The following is a 20,549-nucleotide window of genomic DNA, read 5'->3' on the forward strand; positions in this document are numbered from 1 at the left end:
TGGACGGCATGAGCACCTCGGAGATCGCCACGGTTCTCGCGTGGCACGACGCACTGAACGATTCCGACATCGACACCCTCCTCGCGTTGTCCAGCGACGACGTCGAGGTGGGCGGTCCGCAGGGTGCCGGACAGGGTCTCACAGCATTGCGTGAGTGGGCCTCCAGCGCGGGCATGACCCTGACCCCGGGCCGCATGTTCGTGCACGAGGGCGTCGTCGTGGTCGAGGAGGAGGCCTCTTGGGCCTCGAAGCCCGACGAGAAGTCGACCGTCGCCACCGCCTTCCGAGTGGTGCACGACCAGGTGACCTCGATCTTCCGGCACAACGACCTCGAAGCAGCTTTTGCGGCAACGGATCTGAGCGAAGCGGACGCGGTGTCCTGACGTGGCGAGGGGGCGCCTGCGCGACGCACTCACCTCGCTGAACCGGCTGATCGGTGAAGAGCGGGCGGTGGTCGACGACCAGACATCGGCCCCCGCGCCGCTCCAGCCGATCGACCTGACCGACGACGCCAAGGTCGCCGAGGTCCTCGACATCGCCCTCCGATCCGGCGAGGTGCTGCTCGCGTCCGGCACCTCCGCGATGGACACCACCGCGCAGGTCCAGTTCGTCGCCGCGAGCTACGGGCTCGCGCGCTGCGACGTCGACGTCACCTACAACGCGATCCGCATCAGCGCGCACCGCGGTCCGACGATGCCGCCCGCCGCCACCATGCGGATCGTGCACTACCGGTCGCTGGACTTCACCCGGCTCGCCGCGGTCGACCGGCTCACCCGCCGACTGCGGACGGAGGCGGTCAGCCCGGACGACGCGCACGACGAGCTGACCCGGATCACCCGCGCGCCGCATCCCTACAACCGCTGGACGGCGACGCTGGCGTGGGCGTCGATGGCCGCCTCCGCCTCGGTGCTGCTCGGCGGCAACCTGCTGGTGGCGGTCGTCAGCTTTCTGACCACCATGGTCATCGACCGGGTCAACCGCAGGCTGAACGCCATCGGGCTCCCGTTCTTCTTCCAGCACGTGATGGGCGGACTGATCGCCGCCGCGCCCGCCAGCCTGCTGTACACCTTCAGCGACCAGCTGGGCATCACCATCCGGCCGTCACTGATCATCGCGGCAGGGGTGATCGTGCTGCTGTCGGGGCTGTCGCTGGTCGGCTCGGTGCAGGACGCGATCACCGGCGCACCGATCACCGCCGTCGCGCGGTTCTTCGAGGTCCTCATGATGACCGGCGGCATCATCGCGGGCGTCGCGATCTCGCTGCGGATCGCGGGCGCCCTCGGTTCGACGCTGCCGGTGCTGACCACCGTCCCGCCGCCCGCGCTTGCCCAGATCCCGGTGCAGGTGGTCGCGGGCGCGTTCACCTCGCTGTTCTTCGCGGTGGCCTGCTACGCGGAGCGGCGGGCGCTGCCCATCGCGGGCATCGGCGGCGCCGCCGGCATCCTCGTCTATGCCCTGGCGCTGAGCGTGAGCATCGGCCCGGTCATCGCCTCGGCCATCGCCGCGACCGTCGTCGGCTCCGTCGGCGGCATCCTGGCCCGCCGGGCGCTGACCCCGCCGCAGGTGATCGCGGTCGCGGGCATCACCCCGCTGTTGCCGGGTCTCGCCCTGTACCGCGGCCTGTACGCCCTGCTCAACAACGAGTTACTGGACGGCTTCAGCGCGCTGCTGTCGGCCTTCGGCATCGGATGTGCGCTCGCCGCGGGGGTCACGCTCGGCGAGTGGATCGCCCGGACCATGCGGCGGCCGCGGATCCTGCGCCGTACAGGAACGCTGAAACGCCCGACCCTGAGCCGACGGAGGTCGGGTCAGAATCGGGCGTTGTAGTCAATGCGCCTGCGCCGGTGGCGCCGGGTTGTCAGCTCTGGTTCCCGCGCTCGGCAGCGTCGCGTTCCATGGCCTCACGCAGGCTCTTCGGGCGCATGTCGGTCCAGTTGGCCTCGACGTACTCGACGCACGCCTGGCGGCTGTCCTCACCGAACACCACACGCCACCCCTGCGGGACGTCCGAGAACGTCGGCCACAGCGAATGCTGGTCCTCGTCGTTGACGAGCACGTAGAAACGGCCGTCTTCGTCGTCAAAGGGATTGGTGCTCATCTGGCCTCGCTTGTCGCAAATTCGTTCATCGGTGTTTCCAGCGCTGAGGTTTCCGTCCCAGCGGACGCCTCGACCCTATCAAGATCGCCGTGGTCGGGACGATTATCCAGCACAGAATTCAGGATCTCACCGGCGCGAACGGCGACATTGGACAGCAGCGACGAGGTGAGGCCGTGCGTTTTCTCGGTGCCGCCCTGGAGGTAGATGCCACCCCGGACGTTCTCGGGGGTGACCAGCCGGTAATCGCGGTCCACCTCGGTGGCCACCCCGCCCTCGGGGGCCAGATCGCCGATGAGGTTGCTCAGCGGGGTGGGGGTGAACCCGGTGGCGAGCACCAGCGCGTCGCACATCAGCGAGTCGGTCAGCCCGTCGAGGCTGCTGCGCACGCTCACCTCGATGCCCTCCTCGGTCTCGACCACGCCGTCGATCTCGGAGGCCCGGCGCATGAACAGGCGCCGCTGGCCGCGCACCAGTTCCTGGTATTCGGTGGTGTACAGCTCGTTGATCAGCTCGATGTCGACCACCGAGTAGTTGGTGCTCTTGTGCAGGGTCAGGATCCGCTCGCGCTCGGTGCTGTCGGCGCCGTGCAACTCGTCGACGGCGCCGGGGTCGAAGATGCGGTTGGCGTACGGGCTGTCGTCGGCCGGGCTGTAGCCGTAGCGCGAGAAGACGCTGTGCACCTCGGCCTTCGGGTAGTTGCGGTGCAGGTACTGGACCACCTCGGCAGCGCTCTGGCCGGCGCCGAGCACCACGAAGCGCTGGTGCCGCAGCTCGGGCAGCTCGTCGATCCGGAACAGGAACTGATGGTTGTGGAAGCAGCGCGCCGACGGCGTCGCCCACTCCGGGATCCGCTCGCGCAGCCCGGCCCCGACGATCAGGTTCCGCGTCCGCAGGACCTGCCCGTCGGCCGTCTCGACCTCGAACTCGTCCACCGCCCCATCCGCGGCGGGCAGGCCGCGAACGCCGGTGACGGCGGTGCCGTATCGCACGTCGGCGTCGACCCGGCCTGCCGCCCACTGCAGGTAGTCATTGAATTCGTGCCGGGTCGGGAAGAAGGTCTGGTGGTTGACGAAGTCGACCAGCCTGCCCTTGTCGAACAGGTAGGAGAAGAAGCTGAACGAGCTGGCCGGGTTCCTGAAGGTCACCAGGTCCTTCGGGAACGCGATCTGCATGGTCGCACCGTCCAGCAGCATGCCGGGGTGCCAGCGGAAGCGGTCCTGCTTCTCCAGGAAGTGCGCCCGGATCCGGTCGCCGGGGGCGCAGCTCGCGTTGTGCTCCTCGATGGCGATGGCCAGCGCCAGGTTGGACGGCCCGAAGCCGACACCGACCAGGTCGTAGGTCGGCGACTGGTCGCGGTCAGCGGCCGAGAGAGTCGTATCCATGACGGTCATCCATCCTCGCCGGTTCGGCCGGCGGCAGTGCTGCTTGTTGCTGACATAGCTCGGGGTCCAACATTTGGGCCGCGCCGAATAGTAGCGCAGCCTACCCTAATTCGGGTGGCTGGGCGGGCCCTCACTTGATCACCCCGATCCGGCGATCCGCGTCGGCGCACGCGACGGCCAGCACGGCCAGCAGTCGGTCCGCCAGCACTGACACGATGGCGGGATCGAGCACGTGCGCCCGGTAGCCGAGGTAGGCGTGCACGGGACCCTCCCCCACGGGCTCGTAGAAGCTCAGCGTCAGGTCCGACACCGGCTCCCCGACCGGGACCGGCAGCAGCCCCCCGAAGACCCCGTCCACCTCGCCAAGGCGCGCCTGTTCGTGGTGCACGATCATCACCTGAGGCCGCAGCGCGTCGCCGCCGAGATCGGTTGCCACGTCGTCGAATCCGACATCCTGATGCTCGAGCGCGGACAGGTTGCTCTCCCGGACCCGGGCCAGCAACTCCGCGAAGGTCGGTTCACCCGAGGTGTCCGTCCGCAGCACCACCGTGTTGAAGAAGCAGCCGATCAACCCGGACAGTGCCTCCTCGGTCCGGCCGGCGACCAGGGCCCCGATCGGGAGGTCTTCGCCCACACCGGCCTCGGTGAGCGCGACGGCCAGTGCCGACTGCAACACCATGAACATCGAGGTGCCGGTCCGGCGGGCCAGCGCGTCGATCTCGCGATGCAGTGACTCGTCGATCGGCAGCGGCACCACGTCGCCGCGGCGGGGACCGCCCGGCCGCTCGCCCGGCATGGCCAGTGCCTCCGGCACGCCGGACAGGCGCTGCCGCCAGTACGCGAGTTGCGTTGCGTGCCTGCTCGACTCATCGGCGGGATCGCCGAGCACCTGCCGCGACCAGAGCTCGTAGTCGCCATAGGTCACCGGCAGCTGCGGCAGGTCGGGCGAATGTCCCGCCTGCCTAGCCAGGTAGCCGGCGAGCAGTTCCCCGAGCAACGGCACCACGGACCACTCGTCGACGGCCAGGTAGTGCATCACCAGCAGCAGGGCCTGGCGACCCGACGCGTCCTCCACGAGCTGCACCCGCAGCGGTGCCTCCTCGGTGAGATCCATCGGCTGCTGGGCCAGCTCGAAGACCCGCGCGTGCAGATCGCCGTCGCCGATGTCGACCAGCTCGACCTGCGGGCGCACCGCCTCCTGGCCGAACACCTCGCCGTCGCGCTCGAAGAACACCGTGCGTAGGGGCTCGTGCCGCGAGACCACGTCGTCGAGCGCCAACGCCAGCGACTCCGCATCGAGCCGACGCTCCGGATAGAGCGAGAGGGCGTGGCTGGCGGTCGGCGACTCCCGGTACATCCGCCACTGCCTGCGCTGCGGCGGCGACAGCGGCGCGGCCCCGTCGCGGGGCACGCCCGCGATCAGGGCAGGCCTGCCCTCACCGGTGTCCGCCTCGGTCAGCTCGGCGAGCTCCGCGACCGTCGGCGCGTCGAAGACCTCCCGAATGCTCAGCTGGGCACCCAGTTCCGCGCGCACCCGGCCGACCAGTTGCATCGAGGCCATCGAGTGACCGCCGAGGTCGAAGAAGTTGTCGTGCACGCCGACCGAGGGCAGGTGCAGGATCTCCGCGAACAGGTCCGCGATCACCCGCTCCCTCGGCGTCCGCGGCGCGACGTCGCCGGTCAGCTCCGACCAGTCCGGCGCGGGCAGCGCCTTGCGGTCGAGCTTGCCGTTAGGCGTGAGCGGCAGCGGCCCGTCCAGCACGATGACCACGCTCGGCACCATGTAGTCCGGCAGCGAGGACGCCACGTGGGCGCGCACCGCGGCCGGATCGATCACCGCACCCTCGTGCGGGACCACGTACCCGATCAGCCGGGCGATCGACCCGTCCCTGTCGGTGACCACCGCGGACTGGTTGACGCCCGGGCCGTCCGCGAGCGCCGCGATGATCTCGCCGAGCTCGATGCGGAAGCCCCGGATCTTCACCTGGTCGTCGACCCGGCCGAGGAAGTCGATATTGCCCTCCGCACGCCAGCGCGCCAGATCGCCGGTGCGGTACATCCGGCCGGGGCCGAACGGATTGGCGACGAAACGCCCCGCCGTCAGCGCCGGCTTGCCGAGGTAGCCGCGGGCAAGCCCGCGGCCGGCGATGTACAGCTCGCCCGCGACGCCGACCGGAACCGGCCGCAGTCGCGCGTCGAGGACGAACGCCTGCTCGTTGGGGTCCGGGATGCCGATCGGCACGGCCTGGTTCCAGCCCGGCTGCGCCTGCCACAGGGTGTTGTTCACCGTGGCCTCGGTGAGGCCGTAGGCGGCCAGCAGGTTCAGCCGCTCCGCCCACCGCCCGATCAGGTCCGGCGGCACCGTCTCGGTGCCGACCAGGACCGTGCAGCCCGCGGGCACCAGGGCGCCAGGCGGCAGCGCGGCCATCAGCGACGGCGGGATGATCGCGTGCGTGACCTCGTGCTCGTGCATGAAGTCGGTGAGCTCCGGGCCCGCGACCCGCGAGCGGTCCGGCACGATCACCAGGCGCGACCCGGTGCACAGCGCCATCGACAGCTCGAACACCGCGACGTCGAACCCGACCGAGGCGAACTGCAGCACGGTCGAACCCGGGACCAGTTTCATCCGGTCCTCGGCGGTGGCGACCAGGCTGGATATGCCCTCGTGCGAGACAACCACGCCCTTCGGCCTGCCGGTGGATCCGGAGGTGTAGATGACGTAGGCGGCGTGGTCGATGCCGTCGGGCACCGCGGCCACCGGCTTCGGTGCCGCGGCCAGTTCCGCGACCGTACCCGGCTCGTCGAGCAGCACCCGGCGCAGGCCCGGCACCTCGTCGATCCGCGCGGACTCCGCGGCGGTGCTCAGCAGCACCCCCGCGTTCGAGTCGGCCAGCATGTACGAGATCCGGTCCGCGGGGTGGCTCAGGTCGAGCGGCAGGTAGGCCCCGCCCAGCTTGAGGACGGCCAACACCGAGGCGACCATGTCCACCGAGCGCGGAACGGCAAGGCCCACCACCGATTCCGCGCCGACGCCGCGGCAGGCGAGCACCGCGGCGATCCGATCGGACCGCTCGTCGAGCTCGGCGTACGTGGCGCTGCGGTGCTCGTCGAGCGCGGCCACCGCGTCCGGTGTGGCCTCGACCCAGCGCGCGAACGAGGCGTCGAGGGTCTCCTCCGGCACCTCCCGGCCGGTGTCGTTGAAGTCCACCAGCACCAGGTCCCTCTCGCCGGGCAGGAACACGTCGACAGCGCCGATCGGCGTCGTCGGCTCCTGCGCGACGGCGTCGAGCAGCGCCAGCTGACGGTGCGCGATCGCGTCGGCGGTGGACCGGTCGAACAGGTCCGCGCCGTACTCCAGGCGCAGCGTGATCTTGCCGTCGCCGGCATCCGAATCCGCTGCCGCGGGCAGGAACTCGGTGAAGTTGAACACCAGGTCGAACTTGGCGGTCCGCTCCGGCAGCGGCACCGGCTCCAGGGTCAGGCCACCCAGTTCGGTGATATCGGCGGCCCGGCTGTGGTAGCCGACCATCACCTGGAACAGCGGGTTCCTGGCCAGCGTGCGTGCCGGGTTCAGGCGCTCGACAACGGATTCGAACGGGACGTCGGCGTGGGTGAACGCCGCGAGGTCGAGCTCACGGACCCGGCCGAGTAGCTCGCCGAACGTCGGGTTGCCGCTCACGTCGGTGCGCAGCACCAGCGTGTTGACGAAGAACCCGACCAGCTCGTCGAGGCCCTGCTCGGTGCGGCCCGCGATGGGCGCGCCGAGCGGCAGGTCCTCGCCCGCGCCGATGCGGTGCAGCAGCGCCGCCGCGGCTGCGTGCAGCACCATGAACATGCTCGCTCCGCTGTCGGTGGCCAGCGCCCGCAGCGCTGCGGTGGTGCGCGGATCCAGATCCAGCTCGATCGCGCCGCCCGCGAAGCTCGGCCGTGCGGGCCGGGCCCGATCGGTGGGCAGCGTCAGCTCCTCCGGCGCACCGGACAGCGTCCGCTCCCAGTACGAGAGCTGCTCGCTCAGAACCGAATCCGGGTCCGCGGGGTCGCCGAGCAGCTCGCGCTGCCAGAGCGTGTAGTCCGCGTACTGCACGGCCAGCGGCTCCCACTGCGGCGCCTGCCCGTGCGCCCGCGAGGCGTAGGCGAGCATCAGATCCCGCAGGAACGGCCGGTCCGACCACTCGTCGGTGGCGATGTGGTGCAGCACCAGCGCGAGGACGTGATCGTTTGCAGCCAGCCGGATCACGGTGCCGCGCACCGGGATCTCACGGGTCAGGTCGAAGGGACGCAGCACGGCGCCGCGGACCAGGCCCGCGATCTCGGCCTCGGTCCCGTCCACCACCGTCAGCTCCGGGGTCGCCTCGTCGAGGATCCGCTGCACGGACAGGCCGTCGACCTCGCCGAACACGGTTCGCAGCGACTCGTGCCTGCTGACCACGTCCGCGAGCGCGGTCGAGAACAGCTCGGGATCGAGTTCGCCCTTCAGGCGCAACACGATCGGGAAGTTGTAGGCAGCCCCGGCGGGCACGCCGTCCGTCGAGACCGACTCCCCCTCGATCTGTTGGATCAGCCAGAGCCGCTGCTGCGCGGAGGACATCGGCAGGTTCTCGGGCCGGATCGCGGGCGCCAGCCCCGGCCGCACAGCCTGGCCCCGCGCGCGGACCCGCTCCGCCAGCTCCGCCACGGTGGGCGCCTCGAAGAGGTCCCGCATCGTCAGCTCGGTCGACAATGCCGACCGGGCCCGGCTGATCAGCCTGGTCGCCAGCAGCGAGTGCCCGCCGAGGTCGAAGAAGCTGTCCTCGACACCGAGTTCGCCGACATCGAGCACCTCACCGAACAGCTCGCACAGCGCCTGCTCGATGTGGTCGGCGGGCGCGCGTGATCCCGAACCGACCGCGTCCGGCACCGGCGGCAGTGCTCGCACGTCGAGCTTGCCGTTCACCGTCATCGACAAGGTCTCGGTCGGTACGAAGGCCGCCGGCACCATGTAGTCCGGCAGGCAGGCGCGGAGCGCCTGTGCGTACTTCTGGCCCCCCTGGGGGCCAAAACCACTCACGGGCCCGGAGGGCACCACGTAGGCGACCAGCCGCTTGACGCCGCCGGGGCCGGGCGCCGCGATGACGGCGCACTGCCGCACCCCGTCGAGGCCGGCGAGGACCGCCTCGATCTCGCCCAGCTCGACCCGGTGACCGCGGATCTTCACCTGGGCGTCGGTGCGGCCGAGAAAGTCGATATTGCCGTCGACGCCGCGCCGCACCAGGTCGCCGGTGCGGTACATCCGGCCGCCCCCAGCGAACGGGTCGGCCACGAAGCGCTCGGCGGTCAGGCCGAAGCGGTCCAGGTAGCCGCGGGCCAGGCCGATGCCCGCGATGTACAGCTCGCCTGCCACCCCGTCCGCGACGGGACGCAGCCACGAGTCGAGGATGTGGGCCCTGGTGTTCCAGATCGGCTTGCCGACCGTGGGCGTCGCGGAGTCCGCGGTGCCGCCGCCGAGCGTGTTGATCGTGTACTCGGTGGGTCCGTACAGGTTGTAGCCGAACGTCCCCTCCGTGTCCCGCAGCCGGCTCCACACCGAATCCGGCACCGCCTCGCCGCCAAGCAGCACCAGCGGCGGCCGGTGCTCGCCAGGACCGTCGCCGAGCAGGCCCTCCTCGAACAGGTGCTGCGCGTATGTCGGCGTCACGTTGACGACATCGATGGCGTGGATGTTGCAATACGCGACCAGCGATTCCGCGTCGCGGCGCAGGTTCTCGTCGCAGATGTGCACCTCGTGTCCCTCGACGAGCCAGAGCAGCTCCTCCCAGGACATGTCGAAGGCGAAGGAGACCGTGTGCGCGATCCGGAGGCGTCGGCCCCCGGTCATCGAGATCGTCGGGTCGAAAATCTCGGCGCGGTGGTTGAACTGCATGTTGGTCAGGCCGCGGTAGCCGGTGACCACGCCCTTCGGCTTACCGGTCGAGCCGGACGTGTAGATGACGTACGCCGGGTGATCCAGCCGTCCCGGGGTGCCGGGGGCGAAGCCACCCAGCTCGACGTCCGTCAACGGTCCGGTGCCGTGGACCTGTGCGTCTTCGCCATCGAGGACGATCGCCGTGCCCTGGAAACCGGCGAGGGTCTCGCGGACCGCGACGGTGGTCACCAGCGCCACCGGCCGGGCGTCGTCGAGCATCCCGAGCAGACGCTCCGCCGGGTGGTCCAGCTCCAGCGGCAGGTACGCCGACCCGGTGCGCAGCACCGCGAACAGCGCGACGACCATCTCCACCGACCGCGGCAGGCCAAGCGCCACAATCCGTTCCGGACCGGCGCCGTGTGCCAGCAGCAGCCGGGCCATGGCGTTGATCCGGCCGTCGAGGTCCCGGTAGGTCACCGACTGCGCCCCGAAGACCAGCGCGACCTCGCCCGGCGTGCGGGCGGCCGCCTCCGCGAACATGTCCGCGATGGTGGATTCGGGCAGCCCCCGCTCGGCCGAGAGAGACGCCAGCGCGGCGCGCTCGCCGGGCAGCGACAGGTCCAGCGACCCGACCGGCGCGGACACGTCCTCGGCGAACAGTTCGAGCAGCCCGACGAACCGGGCGAGCATGGACTCGACCGTCGCCTCGGCCACCGCCTCGGGGCGGAACTCGAACTTGATCTTCACCCGGTTGCCGGGTGTCACCACCACGGTCAGCGGGTAGTGGGTGTGGTCGACGCTGTCGCCGCCGCTGATGTCGTGCGCGCTGTTGAGCGCCGACACCTGGTTCTCGTCGACGAAGTTCTGCAGCACGTAGAGCACGTCGAAGAGCTGGCGGTGATCGGACTCGCGTCCGATGGTGGCCAGTCCGAGATAGTCGTGCGGCATCAGGCCGAGACGCTCGGACTGGCTGCGCCGCAACAGGTCCTCCACCCGCTCCGCCGGACGCAGCGTGGTGCGGACCGGGACCGTGTTGAGGAACAGCCCGGCCACCGTGTCGAGGCCCTCGACCTCGGGGGGCCTACCGGCGACGGTGATGCCGAACACCACGTCGTCGCGCCCGGTCGCGGCGCCGAGCACCAGCGCCAGCGCGCCGCTGAGGACGGCGTTGAAGGTGACCCCGCTTGCCGAGGCCCTGGCCCGCAGCCGCTCGCTGAGCTCGGCCGTGAGCACGGTGTCGCGGCGGCCGGGCAGCGCCGGCGCCCCTGCCACCGTCGACCCGAGCAGCGTCGGCTCCTCGAGACCGGCCAGCGCACGCCGCCACTCCGCCTTCCCTGTCTCGCTGTCGCGGTCGCGCAGCCAGCCCAGGTAGTCGTCGAAACCGCCCGTCGCGGTGGGGAACCCGCCGTCGTCGCCCGCGGACTCGTAGAGCGCCAGCAGCTGGCTGACGACGATGCCGTTCGACCAGCCGTCCCAGAGCAGGAACTGCCGGTTGACCACCAGCCGGTCGCGGTCGTCGTCGAGACGGATCACCATCGCCCGCCACAGCGGCGGCGCCGTCAGGTCGAACGGAGTGAGCCGGTCGGTGGTCATCAGCTCGGCGGCATGGGCCTCGCGCTCGGACTCCGCCAGCTCACGCAGGTCGAACTCGAGGATCGGGACGTCGAGGTCGGCGGTGATGAACTGCACCGGCGTGGTGAGGCCGTCGCTGAGGAATCCCGCACGCAGCGTCGGGTTCCGGCGCTGCAGGGCGCGCAGCGCCGCGGCCAGCCTCTCGATGTCGAGGCGATGCTCGAAGTCCAGCGAGAACTGCGCGGTGTAGATGTCGGCGGGAGCGTCACCGGTCGCCGCCGGCGACGTGTCGAAGGTCGCCTGGAAGTACAGGCCCTCCTGCAGCGGGGACAGCGGCCACACCGCGTCGACCCCGGCGGGGCTGCGCTCGGCGATCAGGTCCAGCTCGTCCTGGGTCAGCGCCATCAGCGGCACGTCGGACGGTGTCAGGACGCCGGGTCCGTCGTGGCGCGCCGCGGTCTCGACGAGCTCGCGCACCGCCTGGGCCCAGCCCTGGCTCAGCGCCTCACCGTCGGACTCGGTCAGCCCCAGGTCCGAGCGGCCGAAATTCGCGCGCAGCACCGGGCCCTCGGCCGTGTCCTCACAGATCGCGTTGACGATCAGCAAGTAGGGACCGCCCATGTCGGCATCGGGATCGGTTGACAGCGCATCGATCTCGGGCGCAGGGGCCCACGGGACCGCGACGCCGAGATCGGCCGACGGCATCCTGCCCAGGTAGTTGAACAGGACCTGCGACTCCGCGCGGGCGGCGAGCAGGGCGGCGGTGCGGGCGTTCGAGTACCGCAGCATGCCGAAGCCGATGCCGCCGTCGGGCGCGTCCCGCAGCCGCTCCTTCACGTCCTTGAGCACGTCCAGCGGTCGCTCGCCCGCCCGCAGCCGGACCGGGCTGATGCTGGTGAACCAGCCGACCGTGCGGGACAGGTCCACGCCTGACGCCAGCTCCTCGCGGCCGTGCCGCTCCAGGTCGACCAGCAGGTCCGAGGCGGCGCGGCCGGTGTCGCGGTGCCAGCGGCTGACGGCGATCCGCAGCGCGCTGAGCAGCACGTCGGTCACGTCGGCGTTCGCCAGCGCAGGCACGGTCGTCAGCGCGGCGGCGGTGTCCTCGACGGACAGCGAAACCCGGTGCTGGGAGCCGGTTCCGATGGTCGCGTGACCGCTGACCTCCGGCACCAGCGCCGCTCCTGGCGCAGTCACGACGGTCCAGTGCGCCAACTCGGCGAGGCGCTCGGCGCCCTGGGCCTGCTCGGCGACGATCCGGCCGAACCCGCGCAACGAGGTGCCGACGGGATCGAGCGCCGCATCCTGACCGGATGCCGACGCCACGTTCGCCATCGCGAGGTCCTCGAGCAGGATCCGCCAGGACACCCCGTCCACCACGAGGTGGTGGGCGACGATCAGCAGGCGGCCGGTGGTCTCCGGTCCGGCGTCGAACCACACCGCCTGCAGCATCACGCCCGACTCGGGGTCGAGGCGCTCGGTCGCCGCCTCGGAGTGCTCGGTGACGATGTCGCGCAGCGACTCCGGGTCGCGGGCGTCGACGGAGGTGAGGAGGGCGTCGGCGCTCACCGAACCGGGTTCGGTGGTCGCCGTCGACCACACGCCCAGCGCGTGCCGGGTCAGGCGGGCACGCAGGCCGTCGTGGTGGTCGAGCAGGGCCTGCAGCGCCGTGCGGAGTGTGAGCTCGTCGGCGCCCGCCGGGGTGTGCAGCAGCACGGCCTGGTTGAAGCGGTCGGTGCCGCCTGACCATTCGGAGAGCCGGTGCACGACCGGCAGCGGGATGACCTCGCCGATGCCGTCGGCGACGGGTGCGTCGGGCGCGGCCGCCTGGGCGACCGGGTCCGCCTCGCCGACCAACCGCGCGATCGCGGCCGGGGTGCGCTGCTCGAAGATCTGGCGGGGGGTGAGCGTGACGCCGTCGCGGCGGGCCAGGTTCACCAGCCGGATCGCCAGGATGCTGTCGCCGCCGAGGGTGAAGAAGTCGTCGCTCGGTCCCACCCGGTCCAGGCCGAGCACCTCGGCGAACTGGGCGGCGATGCGTCCCTCCGTGCCTGTGCTCGAGGCGGGTGCCGACACCGCGGCGGAGAAGTCGGGCGCGGGCAGGGCCTTGCGGTCGAGCTTGCCGCTCGGGCTCAGCGGCAACGCGTCCAGCTCCACGAAGGCGCTGGGCACCATGTACTCCGGCAGCGAGGCGGCCAGCGCCTGTGCGTACTTCTGGTCCCCCTGGGGGCCAGAAGGACTCACGGGCCCGGAGGGCACCACGTAGGCGACCAGACGCTGCCGGCCGGGGCGGTCCTCGCGCACCAGGACGGCGGCCTGGGCCACCGACGGATCGGCCAGTAGCGCGGCCTCGATCTCGCCGAGCTCGATCCGGAAGCCGCGCAGCTTCACCTGATCGTCGGCGCGACCGACGTAGTCCAGGTCGCCATCCACGGACCGCACCAGGTCACCGGTGCGGTACATCCGGGTGCCTGCGACGAACGGGTCGGCGACGAACCGATCCGCTGTCAGCGCGGCGCGGCCCAGGTAGCCGCGGGCCAGCTGCGGCCCGGACAGGTACAGCTCGCCCTCGGCGCCCGGCGGCACCGGGTTCAGGTACTGATCGAGCACATACAGCCGGGTGTTCGCGACCGGCGCGCCGATCGGCACGCTGAGCGCCGCCGACGAAACCTCCTGCGCCCCGAAGAAGTAGCTCACCTCGACCGCGGCCTCGGTGGGTCCGTAGAGGTTGTCCAGCCGGACACCCGGCAGCACCTCGGCGAAGCGCCGGGCCGATGCCGCGGGCAGCGCCTCACCCGAGCAGCCGACGACCCGCAGCGCGGTGCAGGCGGCGGCGCCCGGCTCCGCCAGGAACAGGTCGAGCATGGACGGCACGAAATGCGCACGGCTGATGCCGCGTTCGGCGATCAGGCCGGCGAGGTACGCCGGATCCTTGTGTCCGCCGGGACGGGCCAACACGACGGTGGCCCCGGCGATCAACGGCCCGAAGAACTCCGGCACCGAGACGTCGAAGCTCGACGGCGTCTTCTGCAGCACCCGCTCCCCGACCGCCAGCGGGTGCTCGGACTGCATCCAGAGCAGCCGGTTGACGATGGCCTCGTGCGGCACCAGCACGCCCTTGGGCCTGCCGGTCGAACCCGAGGTGTAGATGACGTAGGCGGGATTGCCCGCCACGGCCCTGGCGACCGCCGGCAGCACACCCGAATCCCCCAGAGGCTCGGACAGATCCACCGTCAGCACCGGCAGCCCGGTGTCGAACGGCCCGCCGTCGGTGAGCACGCACACGGGCTCCGCGTCGGCCAGCATGTACGACAACCGGTCGGCCGGGTAGTCGAGGTCGAGCGGCAGGTACGCGCCGCCCGCCTTGCCGATCGCCAGCAGCGCGACCATGAGTTCGAGGGAACGTCCGAGCGCGACGCCGACGAGCGACTCCGGTCCCACCCCCCGGTCGACGAGGTCTCGCGCCAGCCGATTCGCCCGTGCGTGCAGCTCGGCGTAGGTCAGCGACCGTCCCTCGAACTCGACGGCGACCGCCTCCGGGGTCCGGGCGGCCTGCTCGTCGAGCAGGTCGGTGAGGGTGCGGTCCTCGGCGGATCCGAGGGACGCGGCCCAGCTCGCCTCCAGCTCGTCCCGCTCGGCCGCGGTCACCAGCGCCAGCGCGGAGATCGGCTGGTCGCCGTCGCGCACCAGCTCACCGAGGAAGGACACCATGCCGTCGGCCAACCGGTTGGCGGTGGCCGAGTCGACCACCGCGGCCTGGTATTTGACCTCGAGCCGCAGCTCGTCGCCGGGCGCGACGATCAGCGTGACCGGGTACGGCGGGTTCTCCTCGAAGGTGATGCCGGTGATCTCCAGCCGGCCGGTGGGGTCGGCGACGGCGCCCTCGCCGATGGGGTAGTTCTCGAACACCACCAGGGTGTCGAAGAGCTCCTGCAGCCCGGTCAGCCTGCGCAGCTCGCTCAGGCCGATGTACTGGTGCTCGAGCAGCCTCGACTGCTCGTCCTGCCAACGGGTCAGCGCCTCCGCGGCGGATTCCTCGGCGCGGTACCGCAATCGAGCGGGCACCGTGTTGATGAACAACCCGACCATCGTCTCGATGCCGCGCAGGTCGCCGCCGCGCCCGGACACCGTCGAGCCGAACAGCACATCGCGGCGCTTGGTGAGCCGGCCCAGCAGCAGGCCCCAGGCGCCGTGCACCAGGGTGCTCAGCGTCAATCCGCGAGCTCGACCGAACGCGATGAGGTCCGCTGTCTGCGCCGCCGACAGGTTGACCTCGACCTCGCGGACACCGACCTCGGTGCCGCGCTCGGCCTTGCTGAGCCCGGTCGGCTCGTCGACACCGTCGAGCGCGGCGCGCCACACCTCGATCGATGCCTCCCGATCACGGGAGCCCAACCAGCCCAGGTAGTTCCGGTACGGCTCCGGGGCGGGCAGCGCCGCGGGCGCCGAGCCCGCGGGCGTGTACAGCGCCATCAGCTCGCGCAGCATCACCGGCACCGACCAGCCGTCGGCCACGATGTGGTGGATCGACTGCAGCAGCAAGTGCTCGCCCGGTCCGACGAGCACCAGCACGTACCGCATCAGCGGCGCCTGCTCGAGGTCGAACCCGCGCACCCGCTCGTCGGCGAGGATCTGCCGGACCCGGGACGAGACCTCGTCGGCACCAAGCCCACGCAGGTCCACCACATCCATCGGGACCAGGGCCTCGCCGGAGACCACCTGCACCACCCGGCCGTCGGACACCGCCCGCAGCCCGGTGCGCAACGCCGCGTGCCGGTCCACGACCGTCTGCAGCGCGGTGTGCAGCGCCTGCGGGTCCACCGGACCGGTCAGCTCGATGATCTGCTGCACCACATAGGGATCGGAGTGCTCGGTCTCGAACGCGCTGTGGAAGTAGATGCCCTCCTGCAGCGGGGTCATCGGCAGCACGTCGACCAGCTCGGCGGCCGCGGCCTCGAGCTGGTCCACGTCCGCCTGGCCCAGCCGCGCGAGCGGGAAGTCCGAGGGGGTGTGGCCGCCGAACGGGGCGCTCGCCGCGAGCGCACGCAGCACCGCGGTCCAGGCCTCGGACAGGGCGGCGATCCGCGCCGCGGGGAACAACCCTGGCGCCCAGGTGATGGTGGTGCGCAGGGTCGGCCCGTCGGGTCCGTCCTCCGCGATCGCGTTGAACTCGATGGCGTGGCCCATCGGCGCATCGGGGTCGTTGGCGCCGTCCATCGCGATCGGCAGCCAGTCCGCGCCCTCGGAGGCGGAAACCCTGCCCAGGTAGTTGAACAGCACCTGCGGGGTGACGCCACCGGCCAGCTCGGCACCCGACGGGCTCAGGTATCGCAGCGCGCCGTAGCCGATACCGTTGCCGGGCACCGCCCGCAGCTGTTCCTTGACCGTCTTCACCGCCACGCCGAGCGCGGCCGGGTCGAGGCCGTCCGCGAGCGCACCCGCGTCGATCCGGACCGGGTACAGGCTGGTGAACCAGCCGACCGTGCGGCCAAGGTCGACCGGCCTGCCCGCGGCGTCCTCCTCGCGGCCGTGGCCCTCGAGGTCGATGACCACCTGGGTGCCGGACCCGGCCTGGCCGCGCCAGTCCGCCAGCACGGCGGCGAGTCCGGTGAGCAGCACGTCGCCGACCTGACCGCCGAACGCGGCGGGCACGGCCCCGAGCAGCGGACCGGTGAACTCGGGCGCCAGACTCACCGTGATCGACTCGGCCGCGCCGCAGCGGTCGAGCGCCGGGTCGAGCCCGCGGGATCCGAGCGCGGGGTCCGGTGTCCGCGACACCGAGAGCCAGTGATCGAGTTCGCCGTCGAACGCACCGGATTCGGCCCGCTCGGACAGCAGCTGGGACCACCGGCGCAGCGAGGTGCCCACCGGGGCCAGCTCGACGGGAATGCCCGCCGTCGCCGCCGATCCCGCCCTGGCCAGGTCTTCGAGCAGGATCCGCCAGGACACGCCGTCCACCACCAGGTGGTGCACAACCAGCAACAGCCGGCCCGGGCGGTCCGTCCCGCCGTCGAACCAGACCGCCGCGACCATCGCGCCCGCGTCGGGGTCGAGTCGCGCTGCGGCGGCGATTGTTTCGCGTGAAACCACGGCGTCCAGCTCGGCCTCGGACAGGTGCTCCGCGTCGAGCAGGAGCAGGTCCGTCGCGGCCGCGGTCTCCGGCACCGACAGCGCCCAGCGCTCACCGCGGACCAGCGCGGCGCGCAGCGCATCGTGGCGCTCGATCACCGCGGCCAGCGCCGCGCGCGCCGCGTCCGCGTCGAACCCGATCGGCGTCTGCACGAGCACCGACTGGTGGAACCGGGCGACGGCCTCGCCGGATTCGCTGGTGTGCGCGATGATCGGCGTCGCGGGAACCTCGCCGAGCGGCACGTCGAGCCGGTCCACCAACGCCTCCGCGCGGCCCTCGATCTCGCGGGCGAGGGCCTCCGCGGTGCGCAACTGGAAGACCTCGCGGGCACTGAAGTTCAGGCCGGCGCCGCGCGCGTGGTTCACCAGCTGGATGGCGACGATGCTGTCACCGCCGAGCGCGAAGAAGTCGTCGGTGACGCCGACGCTGTCGACGCCGAGCACCCCGGCGATGATGGCGCACAGCTGCTGCTCCCGCTCGGTGCGCGGAGCCAGCCCGGGCAGCGCGGCGCGCAGGTCCGGTTCCGGCAGTGCCCGCCGGTCCAGCTTGCCGTTCGGGGTCAGCGGGAACTCGTCGAGGACCAACACGACGGTGGGCACCATGTACTCGGGCAGCTTGGCCGCCGCCCAGGCCCGCACCTCATCGGAGGTCAGCCCCGGGTGTGTCGCGTGCGAGACCACATAGCCCGCAAGGTACTTGGATCCGTTGTTCTCGCGCACCAGCACCGCACAGTCACGGACGCCCGGGTGCGACGCGAGCGCGGCCTCGACGTCCTCGAGCTCGAGGCGCATGCCGCGGATCTTGACCTGGTTGTCGGCGCGACCGATGAAGTCGAGGCTGCCGTCCTCCGCCCACCGCGCGAGGTCACCGGTGCGGTAGAGCCGGGACCCGTCCTCGGCGAAGGGGTTGGCGATGAATCGGGAGGCCGTCATGGCGGCCGCCCCGACGTAGCCCCGGCCGAGCAGGTAGCCGCCGGCATACAGTTCGCCGCCGACTCCGGGCGGCACCGGCCGCAGCTGCGAATCCAGCACGTACAGCTGGGTGTTGGGGTTCGGCCTGCCGATCGAGGACGCGATCCGCTCGGCGCGATCGCGGTAGATCACATGGGAGACACCGATCGTCGCCTCGGCGGGGCCGTAGCCGTGGTAGAGGGTGGTGCTGAGCCGGCGCCGGAAGCGGTCGAACAGTTCCGGGGTGAGCACCTCGCCGCCGCACCAGACGTGCCGGAGTCCGTCGAGCGAGCGGCCGCCCTCGGCCAGGTCCAGCAGCACGCTGAGCATCGACGAGACCAGGTACACGAAGGTGACCCGCTCGCGTTCGATGAGGTCGAGCAGGTAGTGCGGGTCGCGCTCGCCGCCCGCCTCGGCGACCACCAGCCTGCCGCCGGAGACCAGCGGCAGCAGGATCTCGTTGACCGAGATGTCAAAGGAGAGCGGCGCCTTGAACAGTGAGGCGTCGTCGACGCCGAACCCGAGCACCTCCTCGACCTGCCACAGCAACCGGGCGCAGATCGCCTCGTGGCGGATCATCGCGCCCTTGGGCCTGCCGGTGGAACCGGAGGTGAAGATGACGTAGGCCAGCGACCGGCCCTCGATCGGGGCGTCGAGCGGATCCGCGGACTGCACCCCGTGCGCCCAGTCGGCCAGGTCCACCGCGACCGCGGCGTCCGGCGAGGCCTGCACCCCGCCCGGTCCGGTGAGCACCAGCCGTGCGCCCGCGTCGGCGAGCACCTGGTCGCGGCGGTCCTGCGGCCAGGCCGGGTCGAGGGGCACGAAGGCGCCGCCCGCGGCCATCACCGCGAGCAGTCCGACGACCATCTCGGAGGAACGCGGAACACCGACCGCGACAACCTCTTCCGGCGCCAGTCCACGCTCGGTCAGGTGTCGGGCGAGCTGGTTCACCCGCGCGCCGAGGTCCCGGTAGCTGAGCCGGACCTCGCCCGCGATCAACGCCTCCCGGTCCGGGGTCGCCGCGACCTGAGCCGCGAACAGTTCGGGCACGGTGTGGCTGGGCTGCGGCCGGGCGGTGTCGTTGAAGTCCACCAGCACCTGGCGCCGCTGCGCGTCCGACAGCACGTCGAACCGCGAGACCGGGGCCTCGGGCGCGGCGGCGAGCTGGCGGAGGAACTCGGTGAACTGCACGCGGTGCCGCTCGAGTTCGTCCTCCAGGCCCGCACCGACGCGCAGGTCGATCCTGATCGACTGACCCTCCTGACCGCCCTGCACGGTGAAGTCCAGCTCGCTGATCGCGCCGGTGACCATGTTCTGCGCGGACGCGGGGCTGCCGCCGAAGGTCATCGGGTGCTCGAACATCACGATGTTCACGCCGGGGCCGAACACGCGCCGGGACGGGTCGAGCGCGCGCATCTCCCTTGCGAGGTCCTCGCCGCGGTAGCGGCCGTGCCGGAGCAGCCCGACCAGCCCCTTGTCGATGTGTGCCGCCAGTGCGGCCAGCGTGCTGTCGCCGTCCACCCGCAGTCGCATCGGCAGGATGGTCGAGGCCATCGACGGCAGGTTCCGCAGCGCCCGACCGGTGCGGCCGGTCAGCGGCACCGACAGCATCAGGTCGGTCTGGCCGCTGACCCGGTGCAGATAGGCGGCGATCATCGCGAACGGGATCCGGTTGCGCCGGATGTCCTGGGCGTCGGCGAACCGGAACAGCCCGGCAACGGTCTCGGGGTCGAGTTCGACGGTCGCCTTGATCGGCGGCGCGGTGGGGTCCGGCGAGGGCGGCAGCAGCACAGGGGGTTCGGGGGCGTCGGCCAGCCATTCCAGCCAGTGGGCACGATCCGCCTCGTCCCGCCCGGACTCGCGGTACTCGACGTCCGCGTCGATCGCGGTCTGCAGCGACCAGTCCTGCTCGTTGAACAGCAGCTCCGGGTGTTCCTGCCTGCCGACGACCTCGGCGACCAGCAGCACGATGCCGTACCCGTCGATGATGCTGTGGTGGTAGCGCTGGTGCCACCACGTGAGCTCGTCTTCGATCCGCAGGATCGCCTGGGTGAACAGTGGCTCGTCGCTCTCGAGCTCGGCGACGGTCTGCATGTCGTTCTCGACCCACGCGCGGGCGGCTGCGAGGGGATCCGGCCGACCGCGCAGATCGACGATCCGCAGGGTCCACCCCTCCGGATCGAGTCGCTGCTGCCGCAGCACCTCGTCCGCCCCGACCGCGAACCGCACGTGCAGCGCCTCGGCGCGCCGGATGGTCATGTACACGGACTCGACCGCGCGGGCGATGTCGAGCGGCCCGTTCACCTCGACGGTGAGGGCGATGTTGTAGGCCGGGCTGGCAGGGGTGAGCTGCTGCGCGACCCACACCTCGGACTGGGCGGCGGTGACGGGAAGCCACTGGCCGGTGGCGCGCGGGAGTGCCGTCGAATCCGAGGGAGAAGACATACAGGTCCGATCTTCGTCGCGCGGCGCCGGTCGTCGCCGCGATTTCGGACCTTAGGATAGGCTACCTACCCTTAGGGTAGGCAAACTACCCCGT

5 protein-coding genes are annotated in these 20,549 nt (G+C 71.4%); 2 read left to right on the forward strand and 3 right to left on the reverse strand.

The annotated features are described in order from the left end of the window. Positions 1-8 precede the first annotated feature (8 nt). Both ABIC28_RS19080 and ABIC28_RS19085 read left to right on the forward strand, forming a co-directional pair. Positions 9-383, forward strand: a complete 375-nt coding sequence (locus ABIC28_RS19080) for a nuclear transport factor 2 family protein (RefSeq protein WP_097211994.1) — start codon at positions 9-11, stop codon at positions 381-383. 1 nt (position 384) lies between these two features. Next, on the forward strand, positions 385-1,827 hold the full coding sequence (locus ABIC28_RS19085; RefSeq protein ID WP_257017481.1) for a threonine/serine exporter family protein: 1,443 nt from the start codon (positions 385-387) through the stop codon (positions 1,825-1,827). 31 nt (positions 1,828-1,858) lie between these two features. Here ABIC28_RS19085 and ABIC28_RS19090 read toward each other — a convergent pair whose 3' ends face one another. The 3 genes from ABIC28_RS19090 to ABIC28_RS19100 form a co-directional block, all read right to left on the reverse strand. Then, positions 1,859-2,098, reverse strand: a complete 240-nt coding sequence (locus ABIC28_RS19090; protein ID WP_027503481.1) for an MbtH family protein — start codon at positions 2,096-2,098, stop codon at positions 1,859-1,861. Then, on the reverse strand, positions 2,095-3,489 hold the full coding sequence (locus ABIC28_RS19095; protein WP_374102894.1) for a lysine N(6)-hydroxylase/L-ornithine N(5)-oxygenase family protein: 1,395 nt from the start codon (positions 3,487-3,489) through the stop codon (positions 2,095-2,097). Before ABIC28_RS19095 ends, ABIC28_RS19090 begins: the two co-directional genes overlap by 4 nt. A 121-nt stretch (positions 3,490-3,610) precedes the next feature. Beyond that, the gene (locus ABIC28_RS19100; RefSeq protein WP_354580317.1) at positions 3,611-20,455 is read right to left on the reverse strand and encodes a non-ribosomal peptide synthetase; all 16,845 of its coding nucleotides are present in this window, start codon (positions 20,453-20,455) and stop codon (positions 3,611-3,613) included. Positions 20,456-20,549 lie beyond the last annotated feature (94 nt).

Source organism: Rhodococcus sp. PvR044 (assembly GCF_040548995.1).
GTDB lineage: Bacteria > Actinomycetota > Actinomycetes > Mycobacteriales > Mycobacteriaceae > Rhodococcus_G > Rhodococcus_G oryzae.